Source organism: Pseudomonas sp. FSL W7-0098, assembly GCF_005930585.1.
GTDB lineage: Bacteria > Pseudomonadota > Gammaproteobacteria > Pseudomonadales > Pseudomonadaceae > Aquipseudomonas > Aquipseudomonas bubulae.
The window spans coordinates 207,280-230,553 of the sequence record NZ_RXHW01000009.1 but is presented as its reverse complement, the minus strand read 5'-3'; the positions used below and the strand labels follow the sequence as shown (position 1 = coordinate 230,553).

The following is a 23,274-nucleotide window of genomic DNA, read 5'->3' as shown; positions in this document are numbered from 1 at the left end:
ATCCCGAACTCAGTAGTGAAACGATGCATCGCCGATGGTAGTGTGGGGTTTCCCCATGTGAGAGTAGGTCATCGTCAAGATTGAATTCCGAAACCCCTGTCTGCTAACGCAGACAGGGGTTTTGTTTTTGCGCGACGTAAATCCCCAGCGCCCTTTCTGTTCGTCTGAACCCCCTTCCAAAAGCCAAACCTCAAATCGCACAGCTGCGCTTTCGTCGGATTAAGCACATTGCCATCAAACGTGGCTAAGTATTCTGCCGTCCGTGCCGACAGCCTGTTGAGCATTGCGTGCGAGCAGAGCTGCCAACAGGTTGCACACACCGTACGCATCCCAACTTTTGGCATAAGAAGTCCCATGCTATGAATCTCAAGTTCAGTCATAAAATCCTTCTGGCCGCTTCAGGCGTCGTGGTTCTGGCGTTTGCGTTATTCACGTTGTACAACGATTATCTGCAGCGCGACACCATCAAGCAGAACATCGAGTCCTCGGTGCAACAGGCTGGCAACCTGACAGCCAGCAGCGTTCAGAACTGGCTTGGTGGCCGCATTCTGGTGCTGGAGAGCCTGGCACAGAATATTGCGCAGCAAGGCAGCCAGGCTGATCTCCCTGGCCTGGTTGATCAGCCGGCATTCACCTCCAACTTTCAGTTCACCTACGTCGGGCAAGCCAATGGCGTGTTTACTCAACGCCCTGACGCGACCATGCCTGCAGGTTATGACCCCCGCGAGCGCCCCTGGTACAAGCAAGCTGTAGGCGCCGGTCAGACCATGTTGACACCTCCTTATATGGCAGCTGTCGGAGGCCTGATTGTGACCATCGCCATGCCCGTTAAAAAAGGCGGTGAGTTGTTGGGTGTGGTGGGAGGTGACCTGAGCCTGGACAGCCTGGTCAAAATCATCAATTCGGTTGATTCCGGTGGCCTGGGCTACGCGTTTCTGGTGAGCAGTGATGGCCAGGTTATCGTTAGCCCGGATAAAGATCAGGTGATGAAGAACCTGAAGGACATTTACCCGGTCAGTACTCTGCGCATCGAGAAGGGCATTCAGGAAGTGACGCTCAATGGTCATGAGCGGATTATTTCCTTTACCCCGGTGACAGGCCTGCCGTCCGCGGATTGGTATATCGGTCAGTCAATAGACAAAGAAAAAGCATACGCGCCGCTGTCTAAATTCCGTACGTCTGCGTTGATTGCAATGTTTATTGCAGTGGCCGCGATTGCGTTGTTGTTGAGTTTGTTGATCCGTGTACTGATGCGTCCACTGACCACCATGGGCCGTGCGATGCAGGATATCGCCCAGGGCGAGGGTGACTTGACGCGCCGTCTGGTCATTGAGAACAAGGACGAATTCGGTGAACTGGCCAGCTCGTTCAACCAGTTTGTCGAGCGTATCCACGCCTCGATCAGCGAAGTGTCTTCTGCTACTCGTCAGGTTCATGACCTGTCACACCGCGTTATGGCCTCGTCCAACGCTTCCATTGTCGGCTCGGACGAGCAAAGTGCGCGCACCAACAGTGTCGCCGCGGCGATCAATGAACTGGGTGCCGCCACCCAGGAAATCGCCCGCAACGCCGCCGATGCTTCGCAACATGCAAGCGGTGCCAGCGAGCAGGCAGATGACGGTCGCAAAGTGGTTGAACAGACCATCCAGGCCATGACCGAGCTATCGCAGAAGATCAGTTTGTCGTGTGCGCAAATAGAAACCCTGAATGCCAGCACCGACAACATCGGGCACATTCTGGATGTGATCAAAGGTATCTCTCAGCAGACTAACCTGCTGGCCCTCAACGCAGCCATTGAGGCTGCGCGTGCGGGCGAAGCGGGTCGCGGCTTTGCCGTGGTGGCGGATGAGGTGCGCAACCTCGCCCACCGCACTCAGGAGTCGGCAGAGGAGATACATAAAATGATCACCTCGCTGCAGGTAGGCTCCCGCGAAGCGGTCAGCACCATGAATGCGAGTCAGGTCTCCAGCGAGGAGAGTGTCGAGGTCGCCAATCAGGCGGGTGCCCGTTTGATCAGCGTGACTCAGCGCATCGATGAGATCGACGGTATGAACCAGTCGGTTGCCGCCGCCACTGAAGAGCAAACGGCAGTGGTCGAAACCCTCAATGTGGATATCAACCAGATCAACTTGCTTAACCAGCAAGGTGTGGTGAACCTTAACGAAACCCTCAAGGACTGCGATGCGCTATCGCAGCAGGCCAGCCGTCTCAAGCAACTGGTCGACAGTTTCAAAATCTGAAACCCGCAGGTCAGCAATAAGTTATCCACAGCCCTGGCGATTCATATGTCAGGGCTGTTTTGTTTTGACCATGCTCAAGTAGTAGGTAATAGCCTTCACCCCGCGCTGCAGGTGCAACTCCAGCTCTGCAATACAAGCCTCGACATCTCTGGCCCGGGCATAACGCAACAACGCACGGTGATCGTCCTGGCACAACTTGCCAAGGTTCATCTGCTCAAGGTTGAAGCGTAGAAAACGCTCTTCTTCAATTAGCCCTGACTCAATGAGTGCCAGCAGTTTTTTATTAGGAGCCTTGCAGTAAAGCGCCTGATGAAATTGCCGATTGAGTGTGCCGATTTTTCCGAAGTCTTTTTCGATCTCGAGCGCTTCGATATAGCCCTCGGCTTCTTCGAAATCCTCTTTGCTCAACAGTGGTACTGACAGGCGCAGTGCCTGGGCTTCGAGCAACTGTCGCAGTTCATAGGTCTCGAGCGAGTTGTCTTCAATCAAAGGAGCGACCACGGCACCCTTGTATTGCACGACCTGCAGCAAACCTTGAGCTTCCAGCTGACGCAGTGCTTCGCGTACAGGCATACGGCTGACGCCAAACAACTTCGCCAGTGCTTCCTGGCGAATGGCTGTACCGCAAGGCAAACGGCCATCAAGAATGGCGTTGCGCAAGGTTTCTTCGATCTCCGAGCGCGCCAGGTGAGCGGGTATGGAACCCGACACAACTATGCTGTTTAAGGGATTGTTTTTGACGGCCACGTTGCGACTACCTGTGCCGACGAACCGGCATACATGTTTGGATCCAATTCAAGTTAGGTACTGACCTGATTGCTGTCAAACCTTGTTACGCATAGTTTAGCGTGACTGCGGGATAAGAGATTGCATGGGGCCACTATCTTTCTTGGCGGGTGCCCTCCCTTTTGTTATGGGCTGTGCCCTACAATCGCCGAAGTTAGAGCTGCCCGATTTGCAGCACCAATGCACAGCAGGTGAGGGATGGGCGTACTCAGCAACAACGATGTGGGTGAGCAACGGTTTGAACTCCTGTTACAGCCCTCTAACGTTTTTTCCAGCCTGATTCGTCAGCCGTGGCTGTGGTGTATTTTGCTGCTGGCCGCAGGAGTACGCTTTTACGGTTTCACCGCCTCGGCGATCTGGTGCGACGAAGGCTCCAGCCTGATGCTGAGCGACTACCCGCTGTCGGGGATCTGGTTTCATGCTGCGCACGATGTTCACCCTCCGTTGTATTTCATGCTGTTGCACGGCTGGATAGCGCTGTTTGGTGACAGCCTGGTCTCGATTCGTTCCCTGAGTGTCCTGCCCGGCATTGCCACGGTATTTTTCGGTATCTGGCTGGTACGGCTGGTGGCCACCCCGCGGGCTGCATTGCTGGCGGGCCTGCTGCTGGCGTTATTGCCTACCGCCGTGCGCTACAGCCAGGAAGTGAGGATGTATTCACTGATGGGGTTGTGGCTGATAGCTGCCACAATCGCGCTGGTGTACTGGGTCAAGGCCCCGCATAAGTATCGCTACCCGGTGCTCTACACCGTGCTGATGGCGGCTGCTTTTTACACCCATTACTTCACTGCGTTTTGTGTAATGGCCCATTGGCTGTACCTGTTGCTAAGTGGCCGCAGCAGCGGCTGGCTGATCAGGCGCCCGGCCTGGTGGCTGGTTAACGTTGCCATTGTGCTGTTGTTCCTGCCCTGGCTGCCGGGGTTGGTGGATTTGCTGCAACACATGGGTGAACTCAAGAGTGGCGGTGATGTGGGGTGGGAGCCTGCAGTCGATGCCCGCTCCTTGCCCGCCATGACGTGGCAGCTGTTGATACAGGATGAAGGCGACTACCTGCCCTGGCCGTTGTTCTGGCTGGCACCGCTGGCACTACTTGGCGGTGTCGCAGGAATGGCTGTACGCGATTCAAGCCCGCATAAATTCATCACGTTGATCGTGATCTACACCCTGCTGCCGATCCTGGCCATTTACGCCGTATCCTTTATCTCGCCTCTGTTTATCGAACGCTATGTGATGTTTGCAGCGTTGGGTTTGCCGCTGCTTGTGGCGATTGCAGTCGATCAACTGTTCAAGCGCAAGCGGGCGCTGGCCATAGCGCTGCTGACACTGTTCATTGGCGCCGAAGTGACGGGCTTGCGCAGCAACTTCAGCAGCGATGCCGATCATTTTGATCGTCTGGTGGAGCACGTTAACCAGCAGTTCAAGCCCGGTGACCGGATCGTCGTCAGTGACCTGTTCTGGTACTTCAGCTTTGTCTATTACAACAAGACCGGATTTCAACCGATGCTCTATACGCCGCCCCTGGAAGATGGCACTTCAGGGCGCCCGAATGACTATGGCTTTGGCACGCTGGTCAATGGCCACGGCACGAGTATCTATGTCGATCGCCTGAGCGATATGCCCCCAGGCCCGGGTCGTATCTGGCTGATCAGCAGCAAACTGCAGCCCGACGACTTCAGTGCAATTCCCATGGATTGGCGCAAAGCACAGGACCTGGCCGTCGATGACACTCAGGCTCGTCTATATTTGACCTGCGTTGCCGCCAAATGCGGCTCTGAACCTGAATGGAGTCAACTCGATGCAAAAGCCAACCCATAGCCTGCCATCCTTGTTCAAGCAGCTGGGCCTGCCGTCCAGCCCGGAAGATATCGAAAAGTTTGTCACCACCCACTCGCCACTCAAGCCTGACCTCAAGCTTGAAGATGCTTTTTTCTGGACGCCCGCCCAAGCGGCTTTTTTGCGTGAGGAGCATCTTGAAGACGCTGACTGGGCTGAAGTTGTCGACCAATTGAATCTGATGCTGCGGCAAAAACCTGTCACGGGTCCTAAGAAATAAATAGCAACACTTGACTGTGCTCATCTGGCCGCGCAATATTAATAGTTAGCAAACTAACATTATGTGACGCCTCTTGCCTGACACTCTCGATCCACTGCAAATGAGCATCAGCACCGGCATGGTGGTTGCGACTCGCCATTGGCGTCGCGTCTGCCAGGCCACGCTGGTCAACTATGGTATTTCCGAAGCCTGCGCCATGCCGCTGCTGATCATCGGCCGCCTGGGTGAGGGTGTGCGGCAAGTCACCGTGGCCCACGCTGCCGGGATGGAAAGCCCGTCGCTGGTGCGCTTGCTCGATCAACTGTGTAAGGCTGGCTATGTGCGCCGCTGTGAAGATGCCAGTGACCGCCGCGCCAAAACCCTGAGCCTGACCGACACCGGGCGTGCTCTGGTGCAATCGATTGAAGCTCAGCTTGTACAACTGAGAAGGGCCGCTCTGGCCGATATTCCAGTGGCTGACCAGGAAGCTGCGTTGCGTGTGATCAAAGCCTTCGAAGCTGCCGGACAACTGCCTGACGGGGCTGCCTCTTGAACGGTTTTTTCAGCAGCATGCCGCCTGCCCGCGACTGGTTCTACGGGGTACGTACCTTCGCCGCGTCGATGATCGCGCTGTATATCGCCTTGCTGATGGAAATGCCTCGCCCTTACTGGGCCATGGCTACGGTCTATATCGTCTCCAGCCCCTTTGTCGGGCCCACCAGCTCCAAGGCCGTGTACCGAGCCCTGGGCACGCTGATAGGCGCTGCTGCAGCGGTATTTTTTGTGCCGCTGTTTGTCCAGACACCGTTCTTGCTGGTGCTGGTGATTGCCCTCTGGACGGGCATTTTGTTGTTCCTGTCGCTGCACCTGCGCACCGCCAACAGCTACGTGTTCATGCTCGCCGGCTACACCATGCCCATGATCGCCCTGCCGATTGTGGATAACCCGCTGAATGTGTTCGACATCGCCGTTTCGCGTACTGAAGAAATCATGCTCGGTATCGTCTGCGCGGCGGTCGTAGGCAGCATGTTCTGGCCTCGGCGCCTGACGCCGGTATTTATCGACGCGGCGGCCAAGTGGTTTGCCGATGCGAGCAATTACAGCAAGCACTTTCTGGCCCGCGATGTCGAACCCAGCAAAGCCAGTGGCCTGCGTTCATCAATGGTGGCGACGTTCAACAGCCTTGAAATGATGATTGGCCAGTTGCCCCATGAGGGCGCGCACCCGCAGACCGTGCGCAACACCAAAGAGCTGCGTGGACGCATGATCCACCTGCTGCCGGTGGTCGATGCCCTGGACGATGCACTCTATGCGCTGGAGCGTCGCGCTCCGGAGCTGCTCGACAAGGTCACGCCATTGCTCGACCACGCCCAGGCATGGCTTGAGCGCACCCGTGAGGGCGCCTCGATCCAGCAGTGGCAAGCATTGCGCCATGAACTTGAAGCGTTGCAGCCCAGTGCCGCCGCCCTGGATGATCGGCGCCAACTGGTGCTCTCCAACGTGCTGTACCGGCTGGGTGAGTGGATCGACCTGTGGCAAGACTGCCGCAGCCTGCAAGAGGCCATCTCGACCGGTAACCAGGATGTCTGGCGTGCAGTCTATCGGCATTGGCGCCTGGGTCGCCTGACGCCGTTCCTGGATCGCGGGCTGATGCTTTATTCAGCGTTCTCTACCGTCACCGCGATTGTCGTCGCCTCGGTGTTGTGGATTCTGCTCGGCTGGACTGACGGCGCCAGTGCGGTGATTCTGGCCGCCGTGGCCTGCAGCTTTTTTGCCGCGATGGACGATCCGGCGCCACAGATCTACCGGTTCTTTTTCTGGACCTCGCTGTCGGTGCTGTTTGCCAGCCTCTACCTGTTTGTGATCCTGCCCAACCTGCATGACTTCCCGATGCTGGTGCTGGCGTTTGCCGTGCCGTTTATCTGCGTCGGCACCCTGACCGTGCAACCGCGCTTTTACCTGGGCACCTTGCTGACTATCGTCAACACCGCCTCGTTTATCAGTATCCAGGGCGCCTACGACGCGGACTTCATGGTGTTTATGAACGCCAACCTGGCCGGCCCCGTCGGCCTGCTGTTTGCCTTCGTCTGGACCCTGATCGCGCGCCCGTTCGGTGCCGAACTGGCGGCCAAGCGCCTGACCCGCTTCAGCTGGCGTGACATTGTCAGCCTGACCCAGCCCGCCACCCTGGCCGAACACCGGCAAATGGGCGCGCAAATGCTCGACCGCCTGATGCAGCACTTGCCGCGTCTGGCCCTGACCGGGCAGGACACCGGCAGCGCCTTGCGTGACCTGCGGGTGGCCCTCAACCTGCTCGATCTGCTGGCCTACGCACCCAGGGTTACGGGCGGGCCGCAACTGTTGCTGCGCCAGGTGGTCAGTGATGTGGGTGACTACTTTTGTGCCTGCCTCAAGGCGGGTGAGCGCCTGCCAATGCCAATGGGCCTGCAAATGACCATGGACCGCACGCGTCGCGCCCTCAACGCCAATGACCTGCAAGCCGAAGGCGAGGCCCGGGTGCATCTGTTGCACGCCCTCAGCGGCCTGCGTCTGGCGCTGCTGCCCGGTGTCGAATTTATTGTCGACAACGACGACCGGCCACATCCCCAGGCCCACATTGAGGGAGCGCCGCTATGATCGGTGACGTAGATATCAGCGGGGTTTTCCTGCCCACGCTCCTGGTACTGATGGGCATCACCTACTTGTTGTTTCTGGTGGTTCACGGGTTACTCACCCGTGTGCACTTTTACCGCCTGGTCTGGCACCGGGCTTTGTTCAACGTCGGTCTCTACGCTCTGTTACTCGGCGTTGTGGATTCGTTCAGTCGATATCTGATGACATGAAAAAACCTTTACTGACCCTGGGCCGTGTCGTTCTCACCTTATTGGTGGTGACGTTTGCCTGCGTCGTGGTCTGGCGCATGACCATGTACTACATGTTTGCTCCCTGGACCCGTGACGCCCACATTCGCGCCGACATCGTGCAAATCGCCCCCGACGTGTCGGGCCTGATCAAGCAGGTGGATGTGCGTGACAACCAGCCCGTCAGCCGTGATCAGGTGTTGTTTGTCATCGACCAGGAGCGCTTCAAGCTGGCGCTGCGTCAGGCCGAAGCCACCGTGGCCGATCGCAAGGAGACCCTGGCCCAGGCCCAACGTGAGAGCCGCCGTAACAAAGGCCTGGGCAACCTGGTCGCCCGCGAACAGCTCGAAGAAAGCCAGTCCCGTGAAATGCGCGCCCAGGCCGCACTGATAGAGGCCCAAGTGGCCGTGGACAGCGCCCAGCTCAATCTGGATCGTACGGTGGTGCGCAGCCCCGTCGATGGTTACGTCAACGACCGGGCTCCAAGGGTCAATGAGTTCGTCACGGCGGGGCGGCCGGTCTTGTCGATCGTCGACAGCAGCTCGTTCCATATCGACGGCTATTTTGAAGAAACCAAACTCGATGGCATCCATGTCGGCCAAAGCGTCGATATCCGTGTCATTGGTGATAACGCACGTTTGCGCGGGCATGTTGAAAGCATTGTGGCGGGCATCGAAGACCGTGACCGCACCAGTGGCCAGAACCTGCTGCCCAACGTCAACCCTGCGTTCAGCTGGGTGCGATTGGCGCAACGGATTCCGGTACGCATCGTGTTTGACGACGTGCCTGAAGACTTTCGCATGATTGCCGGGCGCACCGCGACCGTGTCCATCATCGAAGATTCGGCCAAAGCCCAGCCTGCCCCGGAGCGCGCGCAATGAAAGCCGTTCGCCTGGCAGCCGTAGGACTTGGGCTGCTGCTGTCCGGTTGCCAACTGCTTGGCCCTGATTACCAATTGCCCAAAGACGCGGCCATGCAGCGCCCGGACTTGCAGGGCCAACTGGCTGGCGAGGGCGCCAACGTGGTGTCCGCCCCGGTTCCAGTTGACTGGTGGAAGCTCTATGAGGACCCCAAGCTCAATGAACTGGTGCGCCAGGCGCTGGCCTCCAACACTGATCTGCGGGTCGCTGCGGCGAACCTGTCGCGGGCGCGGGCCCAGGTTGAGCAGGCACAGTCGGCCGGTGGCTGGAGTGGTTCTGTGAAGGCGGGCGCCCAGCGCCTGCAGGAGTCCGGTGAAGCGTTCCTGCTGGCGGACAAGGTGCCGGTAGCCAATGTCGGTGATCTGGGTATCAGCACTTCATACCAGTTCGACTTGTGGGGCACTTTGCAGCGCGGGATCGAAGCGGCACAGGCCAACGCCGACGCGACTCAGGCTGCCGCCGACACCGCGCGCATCACTCTGGTGGCGGATGTGGTGCGGGCGTACACCCAAGTGTGCGCAGCCAATGAGGAACACCACATCGCAGAAGAGTCCCTCAAGCTGCAAGCGCAAAGTACCAGCCTGACCCAGCGCCTGCGTGATGCGGGTCGCGGTGATGAAACCCAGGTCACCCGTTCTGAAACCCAGTTCAAATCGTTGCGCGCAGAATTGCCCCGTTACGAAGCATTGCGCCAGTCCGGCCTGTTCCGTTTGTCGATGTTGCTGGCCAGGCCGCTGGATCAACTGCCCGCCGGTGTGGCTACCTGCGCCGAGCTGCCGCATATCGCGCAATTGCTGCCCGTGGGGGACGGTGCAGCACTGCTTAAACGCCGTCCCGACGTTCGTCAGGCCGAACGCCATCTGGCCGCCGCCACCGCCGAAATCGGTGTGGCCACAGGTTCGCTGTACCCGGACATCAGCATCGGTGCCAGCATTGGCACAGTGGGGATTATCGACAACCTGGGCACGGCCCCTACTAACCGCTGGGGCTTCGGCCCGATGCTGAGCTGGACGATTCCGACCAATGGCTCGCGAGCCCGAATTCGTGAGGCCGAGGCGGTGACTCAAGGCGCTTTGGCCAAGTTTGACGGTGTGGTGCTCAATGCCATCCGTGAAACCCAGACCAGCCTGGTGCAATACACGGCGTTGCTGCAGCGCCGTGATGCCCTGGCAGAGGCCGAGTTGTCGGCCAAAACGGCGGCCGACCAGACCCATCAGTTCTTCCAGGCGGGGCGCGAGTCATTCCTGGCCGATCTGCAGGCAACCCGCACCTACACTGACATGCGCGCGCAATTGTCGGCGGCCAACACCCAGGTTGCCATGAGTCAGATCGATCTGTTCCTGGCCCTGGGTGGGGGCTGGGAAAGTGGACGAACGCAAGCGGCGACAAACGCCAAACCCTGACAGCGTTGCTATGCTCTGAATTATCGGTATCAGAACGATGGTTCAGGGCGTTTGCGGTCTGTAGCCCTCCTCATCGTGCAGACCATGCCTGATGGGGATACTAATAATGAAAAACCCTTATGCTCCCGGCTTCTGGTGTGCAGTGGCAGCCGTGGTGCTGCTTTCGGCGACCTACTTCTACGGCATCATGCTGGCGCACCAGATCGACAAGGCAATGATCTTTCTCGATAGCGCGAGTGCGTTGATTGCCGTTCTGGCCATAGTGGTGGTGGCCTGCGCCTCGGTGCAAACCCGGCAGATCAAAAAACGCCAGATCAACCAGGGCCAGACCCGCGTCCTGATCTGGGACACCAAGGTTGCCCTGCGGCGGGTAGAGACGGTATTTGACCGCTATTTCTGGGGCAGTTACTGGCAACCGGGCCGGACCTTCCAGGAGTTTATGGGCGAACTTACCGGCACCCCGCTGGAAAAAAGCCTCGAAGCCCTCAAGACCCAATGCCTGAAACTCGACAAGGCCCTGCCATCCGAAGAGCGCCAATGGCTCGACACTGCGCGTGAGCTCTCGAATGTCGCGGCAGCGATGGCGCGTGAGCGTTATCAGCTGGATTACTCGGACGTTTCTTTTAATTCTGTAGGAGAAACATGCATCGACCATGATCTGGAAGTGCTGGTGTACACCTGGAGTGCCAGTCTCAAGAGTTTCGACCACCAGCTCGACGAAATTGACCAGCGTTACGCCCAACCTGCATAAAGCCAGGTATCACGTTGGAGGAGCGTCTGCTCTGCTGCCAGTGTTAATCTGCTAGCACTTTTCGGCCCATGAAGGGCTTGGCAAAGACCGCTTTACTTTCAACATAACGGACATTGAACGGGTCAATTGATGAATAAACCATTAGGTGTGCTGGTAGGGATCGTTGTTGTCGCCGGGGCGCTGAATACCGCTGGCGCGTGGTATACCGGCAGCAAAATCGAGGGTGTGTTGCAGACCTCGATCGAGCAGACCAACCAGGAGCTGGCCAAGCAGCTGCAAGGCACCACCACTCACGGCACTATTGAGCTGGTTTCCATTGAGCGCAAACTCTACAGCAGCACCGCGCACTATCGCCTGAAGATCCAGGACGACAAGGCGGGCCCGGATGCGAAGCCGGTGGAATTGCTGTTTGTCGATAATATCGAGCATGGTCCATTGCCGTGGTCGCGTATCAAGACGTTCAAGTGGATGCCAGTGATGGCGGTCAGCAATTACTCGCTGGAAAAAACCCCATTTACCGAAAAGTGGTTTGCCGCAACCAAGGATCAGGCTCCGCTCAAAGGTCAGGTCACCCTGGGTTACGACCGCTCGGTTGACGGTCATATGGAGCTGATGGCACTGGAGATCCAGCTGGACGAGCACTCCACCTTCAGCTTCTCGGGCATGACCATGCAAGCCCAGACCGATGCCGATGGCCAGAACCTCAAGGCCAAAGGCTATATGGACCACCTCAAGCTCAATGCGATCACGATTGAGAACCCGCCGGTAACGGTCGAGCTCAACGGCCTGACCCTGGCCAGTGACCTGAAGAAGACCGACTTTGGCTTCTATCTCGGGCAGAACGTGATGGCGCTGAGCGAAGGTCAGCTGACTTATGGCGTCAAGCAATCGGTGATCAAACTCAAGAACTTTGAGTACACGGATTCTGCTTCCGCCAATGGCAATCTGATGTCCGGGCGTCTGGCCTATAACGTCGGTGATATCACCCTGGATGGCAAGCCGGTGGGCAGTGCGCAAATGGTACTGACTGCCAGCAGCCTGGATATCCCGGCCATGCAGGCGCTGCTGCAGATTTATCAGAACAAGTTCCAGCCTCAGGCCGACGGTACCCTGCCGCAAACCCCGCTGACCCCGGCGGAGCAAGTGCAGATGCAGCTTCAGGTTGAAAAAATTCTGGCTGCCAAACCGCAACTGGCGTTGGAGAAATTCACGATCAAGACCGCCAATGGTGAAAGCCAGCTCAACGTTGTCATGGGGCTGGCCAAGCCGACCTCATTTGAGCAGCCGCCAGTTGACGTTACCAAGCAGATGCTGACCGCGCTGGATGCCAAGCTGTTGCTGTCCAAGCCGATGATTGCTGATTTGTCAGCGGTGCAGGCACAGTTGGTTGGCCAGACCGATCCGCAAGCCATTGCCAAGATGGCCAGCATGAACAGCGAGATGGCAGGCGTGATGGCGGTGCAAACCGGGCTGGCCAAAGTGGAGGGCAACAACATCCTGGCTTCGCTCAATTACGCTGATGGCCAGGTGGATCTCAATGGCCAGAAAATGAGCCTTGAAGACTTCATCACTGCGATGAGTACCCGCTTTGGTGGTGTGGCCAGCCAGTAAAGCCGCGACTTAAACTGTGGGAGCGAGCCTGCTCGCGAACGATCTTCGCGAGCAGGCTCGCTCCCACTGTCTTGCTCTGTTCAATAAGCCAATGACCAGGTCATGGTGTATGTGCGGCCACGGCCCTGATAGTCATACAGATACTCCGGGCCGTAGGTCGGCGAGTAGAACAGCGCCGCACGCTGGCCCCAGACCGTGCTGTACTCCTTGTCCAGCAGGTTCTGGATGCCGGCGCTGAACGTGCCGAATTCAGTCTCCTGGCTGCCCATCAAGTCGAACGTGGTGTAACCGCTGATCTTGTGGTCGGAATCGTCTTTAAGCGTAAAGGCATGGTTACCCTGCAAGCGCACATTGCGCCCATCACCGTGCCAGCCAACAAACGCGGTGGATTTGGACAATGACGCATACCGGGCGTCACGCTTCATCCAGTCGCCTTGCGCGTCCTCTTCCTCTGAACGCACCAGATGCAAGGTGCCGCCTGCGTCCCAACCGTTATTGAAGTGACGGGTCAGCGCGCCTTCAAAGCCAAAATCACGGCTCTTCTTGTCGGTTACATCAATCGTCAGCGTGGCAGCGTCCGTGGTGATGACCTTGTCAGACCAGATGTAATAGATCGCCGCCTGCGCGTCCCAATCCACATCGGCAAAGCGCCAGCCGGTTTCGACCTGACGGCTCTTGATCCCGGCCAACGGGTTGTCTTTGACGCTCAGCCCCGCCTTGCCGTAGTACTTGGCCGGGTCCGGCAAATCAAAGCCTTCGCTGTAGTTGACCCAGGTTTGATGGCCATTCTTGAAGTCATAAATGGCGCCCAGGTTGAACAGGTTGACCGCGTAGTCGTTGCTGCCACCGGCAATGCCCTTGAACACACCGACATCGACGTCCATTTGCTGGCGCCGCGCGCCGCCAGACAGGGTCAGGGCATCGGTAAGTTTCCAGTCAAGCTGGGCGTAGGCCGAATGCCCATCAACCCGGTAACTTGGGTAGCGCGGGGACTTGCTTTGGGTGACCAGGTCCAGGCCGCCGCTTTCGGATGAAATGGCCGAATCGAACACGCTTTGTTCGGCATTGAAGCGCTCGCGGTCGAGGTCTACGCCATAGGTCAGCTTCAGGCTGTCCCATTGTTTGGCAAACAGCGCCTTGAGGCTGGTGACTTCGAAGTTCTGCTGCGAAGCGGCGAAGTACACGCCCTTGGAACCCTGCGGTTTACCGGCGTTGTAGTACGGGAACGGATAGAAATTGTTGTCTTCCTTGCGGTACGAGCCCTGCAAGTAGAAGTCCTGGCCCAGCAGGTCGGCGTGGTGATAGTTGGCGTTGAACAGCAGGCGCTTGGAACGCGGCTCCAGGTCGGTGTCGTAGCCGCTGCGGATTTCGGCGTCTTCGAGATTGGACGGTGCTTTGTCGTGCAGGTTGGGGAAGTAAATCCCGACGCTGCCGTTGTTCCCCGAATCATAGTACTGGGCCAGCAAGTCCAGGTCCTGTACGTCATCGAGCTTGATTGCCAGGCTGCCCATCAGGTCCAGGGTGCGGTTGTATTGCAGGTCGGTCTGGGTGTTGTCGATAAATACCTGATCGCCTTTACCATCGTAAAAGGCTTCGTTCTGTTCACCGGAAATCCCCAGGCGGCCATAGACCCGATCAGTGCCCCCGCTGACGGATTGTGAAATGCGGCTGGAGAGGTCGTCGCTGTTGTTGAAACCGCTGGTGGCGGACAGCTCTGTTTCGAATTGCGCGGGGCCGGGGGTGCCCTTTTTGGTCACGATATTGATGATCCCGCCTGTGGCGCCACCACCGTACAGCGCGCTGGCGCCGGACAGCACTTCGATCCGCTCTACGTTGAACGGCGAGATGCTGTCGAACTGGCGCGACAGCCCTCGCGAGCTGTTCTGGCTGACGCCGTCGATCATCACCAGCACGTTGCGCCCGCGCATGTTCTGGCCGTAGTTGCTGCGCCCTTCGGGCGCCAGGTCGAGCCCCGGCACCAGTTTGCCGATGGCTTCCTTGAGGGTGACACCAGTGTCCAGTTGCTCCTGCAACTGCACCTGGTCGACCACCCACACGGTGCCCGGGATTTCACTGATGGAGGTGCTGGTACGGGCGCCGACGCTGACTTCCAGGGCCTTGAGTTGCAGGCTCTGAGCGGGGGCTTGAGGTTTACCCAAGATGACGGTGCGGGCATCGCTGAATTGCCAGACCAGACCGCTGTCTTTGAGTAGCGATTGCAGGGCCTGTTCAACACTCATCTCCCCCCGCAGCGCCTGGCTGTGCAAGCCGGCGACTTCGGCTGAGGTAAACAGCAGGTGCAAATCGGCTTGATCGGCAAACTGGGTGAGCGCCTGATCGAGGTCCTGGGCCCTGACGTCCACGCTGACCTGGCGGGTGTGCTGGGACGTGCCGGGCGTGGCCGCAGTTGCGGTCTGGGCACTGGCTTGCAGCGGGCCTCCCAGGCTGGCCAGCAAGGCTGTGGCTACGAATACCTGGCGCAGTCGCTGTTCGTTTAGGTGTGCGCCACGCGGCTTCTTGACGTGCTCGACCATTGCGTTTTTGATCCTTGTTCGAGGTTTTTTATATCGCGAATGGGAACGGATTCGTTCCTGGTCTTACTACGACGATATGCCCGACAGGATCTTGCAGTGCCTGTGCGAAATTATTTTCAGTGCACCCACGCCACAAAGGGCAGGTAGGTGATGTTGAGGCCGTAACGCTGTTCCAGGGTATGCAGCAGGTTCTGTGGATCGTTGAGGTCGAACACGCCGCTGATCTGCATGGCGCCGAGTGTTGCATCGGGCAGCACGATACGGCCGTATTGATAGCGCTCCAGTTCGGCGAGTACGTCCTGCAGGGGTTTGCGGTTGAAGATCAGCTTGCCGCGGTGCCAGGCGGTGATGGCATTGGCATCAACCTGCTGGCGCTCGGCGACAGCCTGGCCTGGTTGATACAGTGCCTGCTGGTTGGGTTGCAGCTCCAGGGTTTGCGTCTGGTGCTGCACTTGCACCGCGCCCGAGGCGACCAGTACACGGGTCTGAACTGCATCGCGGCGCACGCTGAAGGCCCCGTTTTTAGCCGCCACCCGGTCTTGCCCGGCCTGGACGATAAAGGGGCGCGACGGATCATCGGCCAACTCGAACAGGGCTTCACCCTTGCGCAAGATGACGCTACGTTGATTGCCCGTGAAGTCGACCGACAACGCCGTGGCGCTGTTCAACGTGACACGCGTGCCATCGCTCAACAGCCATTGCTGGCGCTGACCGACCCCGGTGTGATGAGTGTCGGACCAGCTTGGTACATAGTCCGTAGCGCCATACCCGAGTACGGCCAGTAGCAACCCCGCCGCCAGCCCGTTGGCCCAGCGATAAGCCCGGCGGCGCGGTCTTGCGCGATGTTGCTCGGCGCTGGCGGTCAGACCGATATCCGCCCATAGCGCTTCGGCCTCTTGGGCCGCGGTTTTGTGCGCCGGGCTCAACTGTTGCCAGCGCTGATAGTCCAGGCGCTGGCGTGCGCTGGCTTCGCCCGAGTGCAGCAGGGTCTGCCAGTCGATGGCCTGATCGTCGAGATCGTCAGGGGAGGGCGTTGAAGGCATCACGGCACGCTCAGGCATGGTTGTCTTTTAGCCAGTCACGGCAGTGGCGCAAGGCCTGGCCAATGTATTTTGCCACCATACTTGGCGACACGCCCAGTTCGACGGCGATCTGGGCTTGGGTCATGCCGTCGATGCGACTCAGCAGTAACGCCTGGCGGGCATTGGGCGACAGTTGTTGCAGCGCCTCATCCAGAATGCCGATGCGCTCGGTGGCCAGCAGCAGACCTTCGGGCGGCAGCCCCGGATCAGCGATTTGCAGTGAAGGCGGTTCGCCGCTCAGGTTGCGTGTCTGGCGCTGATCCACGCGCAAGGCATCGATGGCCAGGTTGCCCGCCACCTTGAAAATAAAGTGCCGGTCATTAAGTACCGTGACCGCCTCGGGGTCGATTTTTGCCAGCTTGATCCAGGTTTCCTGCGCCACATCCGCTGCCCGATGCCGGTCACGCAGGCGCCGGGTCAGGAACGACAACAGATCGTCGTAGTGCTCCTGAAAACTGGCCAGCAGGCTGGAGGGTGAAGGCGAGGGCATGGAGCAGGGCTCAGGCGTTAATGAGAAGCCGTATCATTAACGATTGAACCCGATGGCGCAACGACTCTTGCTGGGGTGAGCATTGAGTTATAGCGGTCGACAAGTCTTGTGGGAGTGTGGCTTGCCCGCGATGGCATCAACGCGGTCTGGCAGGACGACCGCGCCGCTTGAGTCGAGAGCAAGCCCGCTCCCACAGTTTTCTGCGGACGCGACAAAACCTTGCGCAGGTGCACATCGGGTTTGATTGGGTAGGGGGGAAAACGCGGTTCCCTTGAACAAGGGAACGCATTCAGGTGCCACAAATAATGGCGGAGAACGGGGGATTCGAACCCCCGACACCCTTTTGAGGTGTACTCCCTTAGCAGGGGAGCGCCTTCGGCCACTCGGCCAGCTCTCCGCGAAACGCCGCGTATAGTAACCAGCCTTTCGTCAGTTGCCCATAGAAAATTTAACCGGATCTGCGTTTTGCGCAGAAAAGCTCAAAAAACAGGCGTGCGATCGCTCACCGGGTTCTCGGTGGGAGGCAAAATGCTGTTGGTTACAGGGTTTTGACGCGATTCCCTTGAGCAAGGGAAAAAGAATGGTGCACCAGGCGGGATTCGAACCCACGACCCCTGCCTTCGGAGGGCAGTACTCTATCCAGCTGAGCTACTGGTGCGACGCGGCCGCCATCATACTCATCTGCGTGTCAGTCGTCCATGCCGCTGATTCGTGAGGTGTTTCCTTACGCGTTATGGGCTATTAATGGGGGCCGGGCGATAAAACGGTGAAGTCTGGCAGCTTGTTCTTTTTTTCGAACAGGCTATTGTCCTTTACCCCCTTTATCCCTAGGATTCGTTTGAGATTTCAAACGCTCTTGTCTGGGTGCTGAATCGCACGGCATGTTCTTTGTGCGTCATTTAGATACTTTGGCAGTGAATGACTTCCTGACGGCAGCCTTCCACGGCGCCTTTCTACTTTAATAATTCGCTCCGCGCCTGCGCGGTGCTGTTAAGGAAAGCCCACATGCAGCTCAAAGACGCACAGTTGTTCCGCCAGCAAGCCTATATCGATGGTGCCTGGGTTGATGCGGACGGTGGCCAGACCATCAAGGTCAACAACCCGGCTACCGGTGAAATCATCGGCACAGTGCCAAAGATGGGCGCGGTTGAAACCCGTCGTGCCATTGAAGCCGCAGACAAAGCGTTGCCAGCCTGGCGTGCCCTGACCGCCAAAGAGCGTGCAACCAAGCTGCGTCGCTGGTTTGAGCTGCTGATCGAAAACCAGGACGACCTCGGCCGCCTGATGACCCTGGAGCAGGGCAAGCCACTGGCCGAAGCCAAGGGCGAAATCGTTTACGCTGCTTCGTTTATCGAGTGGTTTGCTGAAGAAGCCAAGCGTATTTATGGCGACGTTATCCCGGGCCACCAGCCGGACAAACGTCTGATCGTGATCAAACAACCGATCGGCGTGACCGCTGCCATTACCCCGTGGAACTTCCCGGCAGCCATGATCACCCGTAAAGCCGGCCCGGCCCTGGCCGCCGGTTGCACCATGGTGATCAAGCCAGCTTCGCAAACCCCGTTCTCGGCCCTGGCCCTGGTTGAGCTGGCGCACCGTGCCGGCATCCCTAAAGGCGTGTTGAGCGTTGTAACCGGCAGTGCCGGCGATATCGGCGGCGAGCTGACCAGCAACCCGATCGTGCGCAAGCTGTCCTTCACCGGCTCGACCGAAATCGGTCGCCAGTTGATGGCCGAATGCGCCAAGGACATCAAGAAAGTGTCGCTGGAGCTGGGCGGCAACGCACCTTTTATCGTGTTCGACGATGCGGACCTGGATAAAGCCGTAGAAGGCGCGATCATCTCCAAATACCGCAACAACGGTCAGACCTGCGTATGTGCCAACCGCCTGTACATTCAGGACTCGGTCTACGACGCATTCGCAGAAAAACTGAAAGTAGCGGTGGCCAAGCTCAAGATCGGCAATGGTCTGGACGAAGGCACCACCACAGGCCCCCTGATCGATGACAAGGCCGTGGCCAAGGTCAAGGAGCACATCGCTGACGCACTGAGCAAGGGCGCGACCCTGCTGACCGGCGGCAACAGCCTGGAAGGCAGCTTCTTCGAGCCGACCATTTTGGTGAACGTGCCGAAAAACGCCGCTGTGGCGAAGGAAGAAACCTTCGGCCCGCTGGCGCCGCTGTTCCGTTTCAAGGACGAAGCTGAAGTGATCGCGATGGCCAACGATACGGAGTTCGGCCTGGCGTCGTACTTCTATGCCCGCGACCTGAGCCGTGTATTCCGTGTGGCTGAAGCCCTGGAGTACGGCATGGTGGGCGTCAACACTGGCCTGATCTCCAACGAAGTCGCGCCGTTTGGCGGGATCAAGGCGTCGGGCCTGGGCCGTGAAGGCTCCAAGTACGGCATCGAAGACTACCTGGAAATCAAATATCTCTGCCTGGGCATCTAACCCGGCGGGTGGTTCAAGCAGAGGGGGCACGAGAGCGATGCTTCCCCTGCGTTTCAAACTGTTAATTTTTGTGGCCGGGAGCGCCATGCCAGTCGATCATCGCATGCTGGCATGGGTGTCTGCCTGGCGCGTCAGCCTTGAACCACGCCGCTTGATCAGCGGCGAATGAGGAACACCATGAGCAACAAGACCAACGCATCCCTGATGAAACGCCGTGAAGCCGCTGTTCCGCGCGGTGTTGGCCAGATCCACCCGATTTTCGCCGAATCGGCGATTAACGCCACCGTTACCGACGTTGAAGGCCGCGAGTTCATCGACTTCGCCGGCGGTATCGCGGTACTGAACACCGGTCACCTGCACCCGAAAATCATTGCCGCCGTTCAAGAGCAACTGACCAAGCTGACCCACACCTGCTTCCAGGTACTGGCTTACGAGCCTTACGTCGAGCTGTGCGAAAAGATCAACGCCAAGGTCCCGGGCAATTTCGACAAGAAAACCCTGTTGGTCACCACCGGTTCCGAAGCCGTTGAAAACGCCGTGAAAATCGCCCGTGCCGCAACTGGCCGTGCCGGCGTGATCGCCTTCACTGGCGCATACCATGGCCGTACCATGATGACCCTGGGCCTGACCGGGAAAGTCGTACCGTACTCGGCAGGCATGGGTCTGATGCCAGGCGGTATCTTCCGCGCGCTGTACCCGTGCGAACTGCATGGCGTGAGCGTGGATGACTCCATCGCCAGCATCGAGCGCATTTTCAAGAACGACGCCGAGCCTAAAGACATCGCTGCCATCATCATCGAGCCGGTACAGGGCGAAGGTGGTTTCTATGTGGCGCCGAAAGCGTTCATGGCCCGTCTGCGCGAGCTGTGCGACAAGCACGGCATCCTGCTGATCGCGGACGAAGTGCAAACCGGCGCTGGCCGTACCGGCACGTTCTTCGCTATGGAACAGATGGGCGTAACGGCCGACCTGACCACCTTCGCCAAGTCCATCGCTGGCGGCTTCCCGCTGGCCGGTGTGTGCGGTAAGGCCGAGTACATGGACGCCATCGCTCCAGGCGGTCTGGGCGGCACCTATGCCGGTAGCCCGATTGCTTGCGCAGCAGCGCTGGCGGTACTGGATGTGTTTGAAGAAGAGCACCTGCTGGACCGTTGCAAGGAAGTCGGCGAGCGCCTGGTAACCGGCCTCAAGGCTATCCAGGCCAAGCACCCGGTGATCGGTGATGTGCGTGCGTTGGGCGCGATGATCGCGGTCGAGCTGTTCGAAGGCGGCGATTCGCACAAGCCAAATCCGACGGCAGTGGCACAAGTGGTTGCCAAGGCTCGCGACAAGGGTCTGATCCTGCTGTCGTGCGGCACTTACGGCAACGTCCTGCGTGTACTGGTACCGCTGACCTCGCCTAACGAGCAATTGGACAAAGGTCTGGCCATCATCGAGGAGTGCTTCGCTGAACTGGCGTGAGCTGCACACCTGACGGTGTGACCTGATAGACAAAAAAACCGCTTCGGCGGTTTTTTTGCGTCTGAAGCGTCTATTTGGGTGTTTTGGCCTGTATCCGCGTGCGCCCTTTGACTAAGGTGCCTGTATCGCACGGGGAGCAAACTGGATGACGGTTGTAGATTTAATGGCAGCACCCACTGTATTGATTGCCGAGGCCGATCCCTGGACTCGGGATTTGCTCAAGCAAGTGGTGCTGACGGTACGTTGCGACGCTCAACTGGATGTCTGTGGTGACGGTCAGCAGGCGCTTGCGCAGTTGGGCAGGAAAACTTATGGCCTGGTGATTGCTGACCGTGAGCTGCCGGGTGTAGGTGGTCTGGATCTGTTGCGCACTGTGCGCCAACGCCGCGCGGTTGCAGCGCAGCCATTTATTTTGTTGAGTGCACGTAATGACAGCGCCAGTGTGCGCGAAGCCTTGCCGCTGGCGCCAACGGCTTATCTGACCACACCCTTGGATATTGCCGGCCTGACCAGGCGCCTCAAGAGCCTGCTGCTCTCGGCGGGGCAAGAGATTTCGTGTGACGTACCGGCACTGGCGCCAGGCATGACCCTCAAGCGTTTTCTGGAGCAGCGCCGCGCGTCTTCAGATGGCGCGCCGCTAAGAGTGGATGCGCAATCGGCGCTCAAGGGCAGCCTCACGCCTGAAGGGGTGGACCTGGCACGGCTTGAGCAGCAAGTACGCATCGATCCACAAATTACGGCGGTGCTGATTGCGGCCGCCAACAGTGCGGCGCAGCACCTTGTGAGCCCGGCCCAGACCCTTGCGCAAGCCATGCAGCGGCTGGGGCCTGCGCAAAGCGTGAACCTGGTCCAGGGGCTTACTCTCAAGTACAGCGCGCAGTTGAGCGATCCTTGCCTGGCGGACTACGCCGAGCGTTACTGGGCGTTGTCCCAGCGCGCGGCAGACTATGGCCGCACATTGGCAGGCATGTTGAATCTGGATCAGGAGCGTTGTTTCTGCGCCGGGTTGTTGCACTGTCTGGGTGATCTGGCCTTGGTGCGTTGCTTGCAGGAGTGGCGCCAGGCGGGTGGGGAGCTGGATACCCAGGCTATTGATGCTTCTCTGGCCGAGTTTGGCGCAGCCTATGGTTCAGCCTTGCGCACGCGCTGGCGATTGCCGCTGGAGCTGCGGGAGTTGATTGCGGCGATGTATCACCTGGGTGGCGGGGTGTACTCGCGAGAAGCGCTGGTGATGAACCTGGCGGCGCAAGTGGCCAATCTGGAGTCGGAAGAGGGGATTGCCGAGGTGGCCGGCGGGAAGACGGCGCGCTTGTTGCGGGTGGGTATGTCGCAGCTTTCGCAGTTGATCAAGAGCCCCTCACCCTCTCCCGGAGGGAGAGGGGACTAAAGGCAAAAGCGGATTTTCGTCACATTGAAGATCAGCACCCTCTCCCTCCGGGAGAGGGTGAGGGCGCTTGCTCTTAAACCGCTGCAGGGCGCAGCGAGTAGGTCTTGAGCTGGTGGGCAAAGTCGCGCAGCGACTGGATCCCGCTGGCTTCTGCCTCGTGAATCCATTCCTTGATCGCCGCCAGCATGTCGTGACCGTTGGTGCTGGTTTTGACCCAGATCTGTTGCAGGGCCAGCCGCTTCTCGTAAATCACTTTCAGTGAGTGGCTATGCTCCAGCATCTTTTCAATACGCTGATGGTGGCGGTCTTCAAGCAGGCTGGTTTCGCGCGACAGCAGACGCTTGGCGCGGCGGAACTGATGACGCACCGAATGATCGACCTTGGCCAGCTCTTGCTGCACCAGCGGTGCAATCACCAGCTTGCGGTACTGGGCCATGATCTGGAAACGGTTGTTGAGGATCGCCATGGCGGTGTCCATATCCAGATTGCCCTTGCCTTCCACCCGGTGGGCGATAGGCGCAACACGCTGAACCTTGGCCAGGCGCAAAAAGCTGAAGACCTTGATCCAGGCCCAACCCAGGTCGAACTCCCACTTCTTGACCGACATCTTGGCCGAGTTGGGGTAGGTGTGGTGGTTGTTGTGCAGCTCCTCACCGCCAATGATGATGCCCCAAGGCACCAGATTGGTGGCTGCGTCGCGGCATTCGAAGTTGCGATAACCCACCGCGTGACCCAAACCGTTGACCACACCTGCCGCCCACACCGGGATCCACATCATCTGGATGGCCCAGATAGTCAGGCCGATAGCACCGAACAGCAACAGGTCGATGACCAGCATGAGCGCCACGCCGAGCATTTTGTAACGCGAATAAAGATTTCGCTCAATCCAGTCTTCAGGGCAGTTTTTGCCATAAATACGCAATGTTTCAGGATTTTGCGCTTCTTCACGATACAGCTCTGCACCTTTTCGCAAAACGGTCGATAACCCTTTGATAACCGGGCTGTGCGGGTCATCGACGGTTTCGCATTTGGCGTGGTGCTTGCGGTGGATGGCTGTCCACTCACGGGTATTCTGCGCGGTGGTCAGCCACAGCCAGAAGCGGAAAAAGTGTTTCAGGCCACCATTGAGCTCAAGCGAGCGGTGGGCTGAGTAGCGGTGTAGATAAACCGTGACACCGATAATGGTCACGTGGGTCATCAACAGAGTGACTGCCACCAGTTGCCAGGCTGACAAGTCGAGAAAACCGTTGTACCACATAGGCTGTTTG

18 protein-coding genes, 2 tRNA genes, 1 rRNA gene and 1 pseudogene are annotated in these 23,274 nt (G+C 58.6%); 15 read left to right on the top strand and 7 right to left on the bottom strand.

Features of this window, described 5'->3' with window-relative positions:
* The 3 genes and pseudogenes from rrf to FHL07_RS24060 form a co-directional block, all read left to right on the top strand.
* Window positions 1–80: ribosomal RNA gene (rrf, locus tag FHL07_RS24070) — 5S ribosomal RNA — on the top strand; the annotation flags it as partial.
* A gap of 279 nt (window positions 81–359) precedes the next feature.
* Window positions 360–1,385: pseudogene (locus FHL07_RS24065) on the top strand (cache domain-containing protein); the annotation flags it as partial.
* Between the two features lie 69 nt (window positions 1,386–1,454).
* Window positions 1,455–2,240, top strand: coding sequence for a methyl-accepting chemotaxis protein (locus FHL07_RS24060; RefSeq protein WP_370688617.1), 786 nt, complete (start codon window positions 1,455–1,457; stop codon window positions 2,238–2,240).
* A 48-nt stretch (window positions 2,241–2,288) separates the two neighbouring features.
* Here the strand turns inward: FHL07_RS24060 and FHL07_RS18005 are convergent, their stop codons facing one another.
* Window positions 2,289–2,987, bottom strand: a complete 699-nt coding sequence (locus FHL07_RS18005; protein ID WP_095020084.1) for a GntR family transcriptional regulator — start codon at window positions 2,985–2,987, stop codon at window positions 2,289–2,291.
* A 237-nt stretch (window positions 2,988–3,224) separates the two neighbouring features.
* Here FHL07_RS18005 and FHL07_RS18000 point away from each other — a divergent pair, with 237 nt between their 5' ends.
* The 9 genes from FHL07_RS18000 (at window position 3,225) to FHL07_RS17960 (ending at window position 12,604) form a co-directional block, all read left to right on the top strand.
* A complete protein-coding gene (locus FHL07_RS18000; RefSeq protein WP_095020085.1) occupies window positions 3,225–4,841 on the top strand; it encodes a glycosyltransferase family 39 protein in 1,617 nt (538 codons plus the stop codon).
* A complete protein-coding gene (locus FHL07_RS17995; RefSeq protein ID WP_095000657.1) occupies window positions 4,822–5,079 on the top strand; it encodes a DUF2789 domain-containing protein in 258 nt (85 codons plus the stop codon). The genes FHL07_RS18000 and FHL07_RS17995 overlap by 20 nt, the downstream gene beginning before the upstream one ends.
* A gap of 100 nt (window positions 5,080–5,179) precedes the next feature.
* Window positions 5,180–5,611, top strand: coding sequence for a MarR family winged helix-turn-helix transcriptional regulator (locus FHL07_RS17990; protein ID WP_016782970.1), 432 nt, complete (start codon window positions 5,180–5,182; stop codon window positions 5,609–5,611).
* On the top strand, window positions 5,608–7,695 hold the full coding sequence (locus FHL07_RS17985; RefSeq protein WP_095000658.1) for an FUSC family protein: 2,088 nt from the start codon (window positions 5,608–5,610) through the stop codon (window positions 7,693–7,695). Before FHL07_RS17990 ends, FHL07_RS17985 begins: the two co-directional genes overlap by 4 nt.
* Window positions 7,692–7,901: a DUF1656 domain-containing protein gene (locus tag FHL07_RS17980; RefSeq protein ID WP_016782973.1), complete on the top strand. Its 210-nt coding sequence runs from the start codon at window positions 7,692–7,694 to the stop codon at window positions 7,899–7,901. Before FHL07_RS17985 ends, FHL07_RS17980 begins: the two co-directional genes overlap by 4 nt.
* Entirely contained in the window at window positions 7,898–8,800 is a 903-nt protein-coding gene (locus FHL07_RS17975) for an efflux RND transporter periplasmic adaptor subunit (protein WP_095000659.1), read from the top strand. The genes FHL07_RS17980 and FHL07_RS17975 overlap by 4 nt, the downstream gene beginning before the upstream one ends.
* A complete protein-coding gene (locus FHL07_RS17970; RefSeq protein WP_138738753.1) occupies window positions 8,797–10,242 on the top strand; it encodes an efflux transporter outer membrane subunit in 1,446 nt (481 codons plus the stop codon). Before FHL07_RS17975 ends, FHL07_RS17970 begins: the two co-directional genes overlap by 4 nt.
* Window positions 10,243–10,348: 106 nt before the next feature.
* Complete coding sequence (locus FHL07_RS17965; RefSeq protein ID WP_095000661.1) at window positions 10,349–10,993, top strand: NADH:ubiquinone oxidoreductase subunit N; 645 nt, start codon at window positions 10,349–10,351, stop codon at window positions 10,991–10,993.
* Between the two features lie 129 nt (window positions 10,994–11,122).
* Window positions 11,123–12,604, top strand: coding sequence for a YdgA family protein (locus FHL07_RS17960; protein ID WP_138738752.1), 1,482 nt, complete (start codon window positions 11,123–11,125; stop codon window positions 12,602–12,604).
* Between the two features lie 80 nt (window positions 12,605–12,684).
* On the opposite strand, the gene FHL07_RS17955 is transcribed toward FHL07_RS17960, so the two are convergent.
* The 5 genes from FHL07_RS17955 to FHL07_RS17935 form a co-directional block, all read right to left on the bottom strand.
* Window positions 12,685–15,138, bottom strand: coding sequence for a TonB-dependent siderophore receptor (locus FHL07_RS17955; protein ID WP_232527666.1), 2,454 nt, complete (start codon window positions 15,136–15,138; stop codon window positions 12,685–12,687).
* A gap of 116 nt (window positions 15,139–15,254) precedes the next feature.
* Window positions 15,255–16,199: a FecR family protein gene (locus FHL07_RS17950; protein ID WP_238705563.1), complete on the bottom strand. Its 945-nt coding sequence runs from the start codon at window positions 16,197–16,199 to the stop codon at window positions 15,255–15,257.
* Window positions 16,192–16,710 (bottom strand): RNA polymerase sigma factor, encoded by a 519-nt coding sequence (locus tag FHL07_RS17945; protein ID WP_095017812.1) that lies wholly within the window; start codon window positions 16,708–16,710, stop codon window positions 16,192–16,194. Before FHL07_RS17945 ends, FHL07_RS17950 begins: the two co-directional genes overlap by 8 nt.
* A gap of 306 nt (window positions 16,711–17,016) precedes the next feature.
* Window positions 17,017–17,107 (bottom strand) — tRNA-Ser (locus FHL07_RS17940).
* A gap of 184 nt (window positions 17,108–17,291) precedes the next feature.
* Window positions 17,292–17,368 (bottom strand) — tRNA-Arg (locus FHL07_RS17935).
* 347 nt (window positions 17,369–17,715) lie between these two features.
* On the opposite strand from FHL07_RS17935, the gene gabD reads away from it, so the two are divergent.
* The 3 genes from gabD to FHL07_RS17920 all read left to right on the top strand — a co-directional run bounded on the left by gabD (window position 17,716) and on the right by FHL07_RS17920 (window position 22,006).
* Window positions 17,716–19,158 (top strand): NADP-dependent succinate-semialdehyde dehydrogenase, encoded by a 1,443-nt coding sequence (gabD, locus tag FHL07_RS17930; RefSeq protein ID WP_095000664.1) that lies wholly within the window; start codon window positions 17,716–17,718, stop codon window positions 19,156–19,158.
* Between the two features lie 177 nt (window positions 19,159–19,335).
* Window positions 19,336–20,619, top strand: coding sequence for a 4-aminobutyrate--2-oxoglutarate transaminase (gene gabT / locus FHL07_RS17925; protein ID WP_095000665.1), 1,284 nt, complete (start codon window positions 19,336–19,338; stop codon window positions 20,617–20,619).
* Window positions 20,620–20,764: 145 nt separating this feature from the next.
* Entirely contained in the window at window positions 20,765–22,006 is a 1,242-nt protein-coding gene (locus FHL07_RS17920) for an HDOD domain-containing protein (protein WP_095027099.1), read from the top strand.
* Window positions 22,007–22,079: 73 nt separating this feature from the next.
* Here FHL07_RS17920 and desA read toward each other — a convergent pair whose 3' ends face one another.
* Entirely contained in the window at window positions 22,080–23,264 is a 1,185-nt protein-coding gene (gene desA, locus FHL07_RS17915; protein ID WP_178084395.1) for a delta-9 fatty acid desaturase DesA, read from the bottom strand.
* Between the last annotated feature and the right edge of the window lie 10 nt (window positions 23,265–23,274).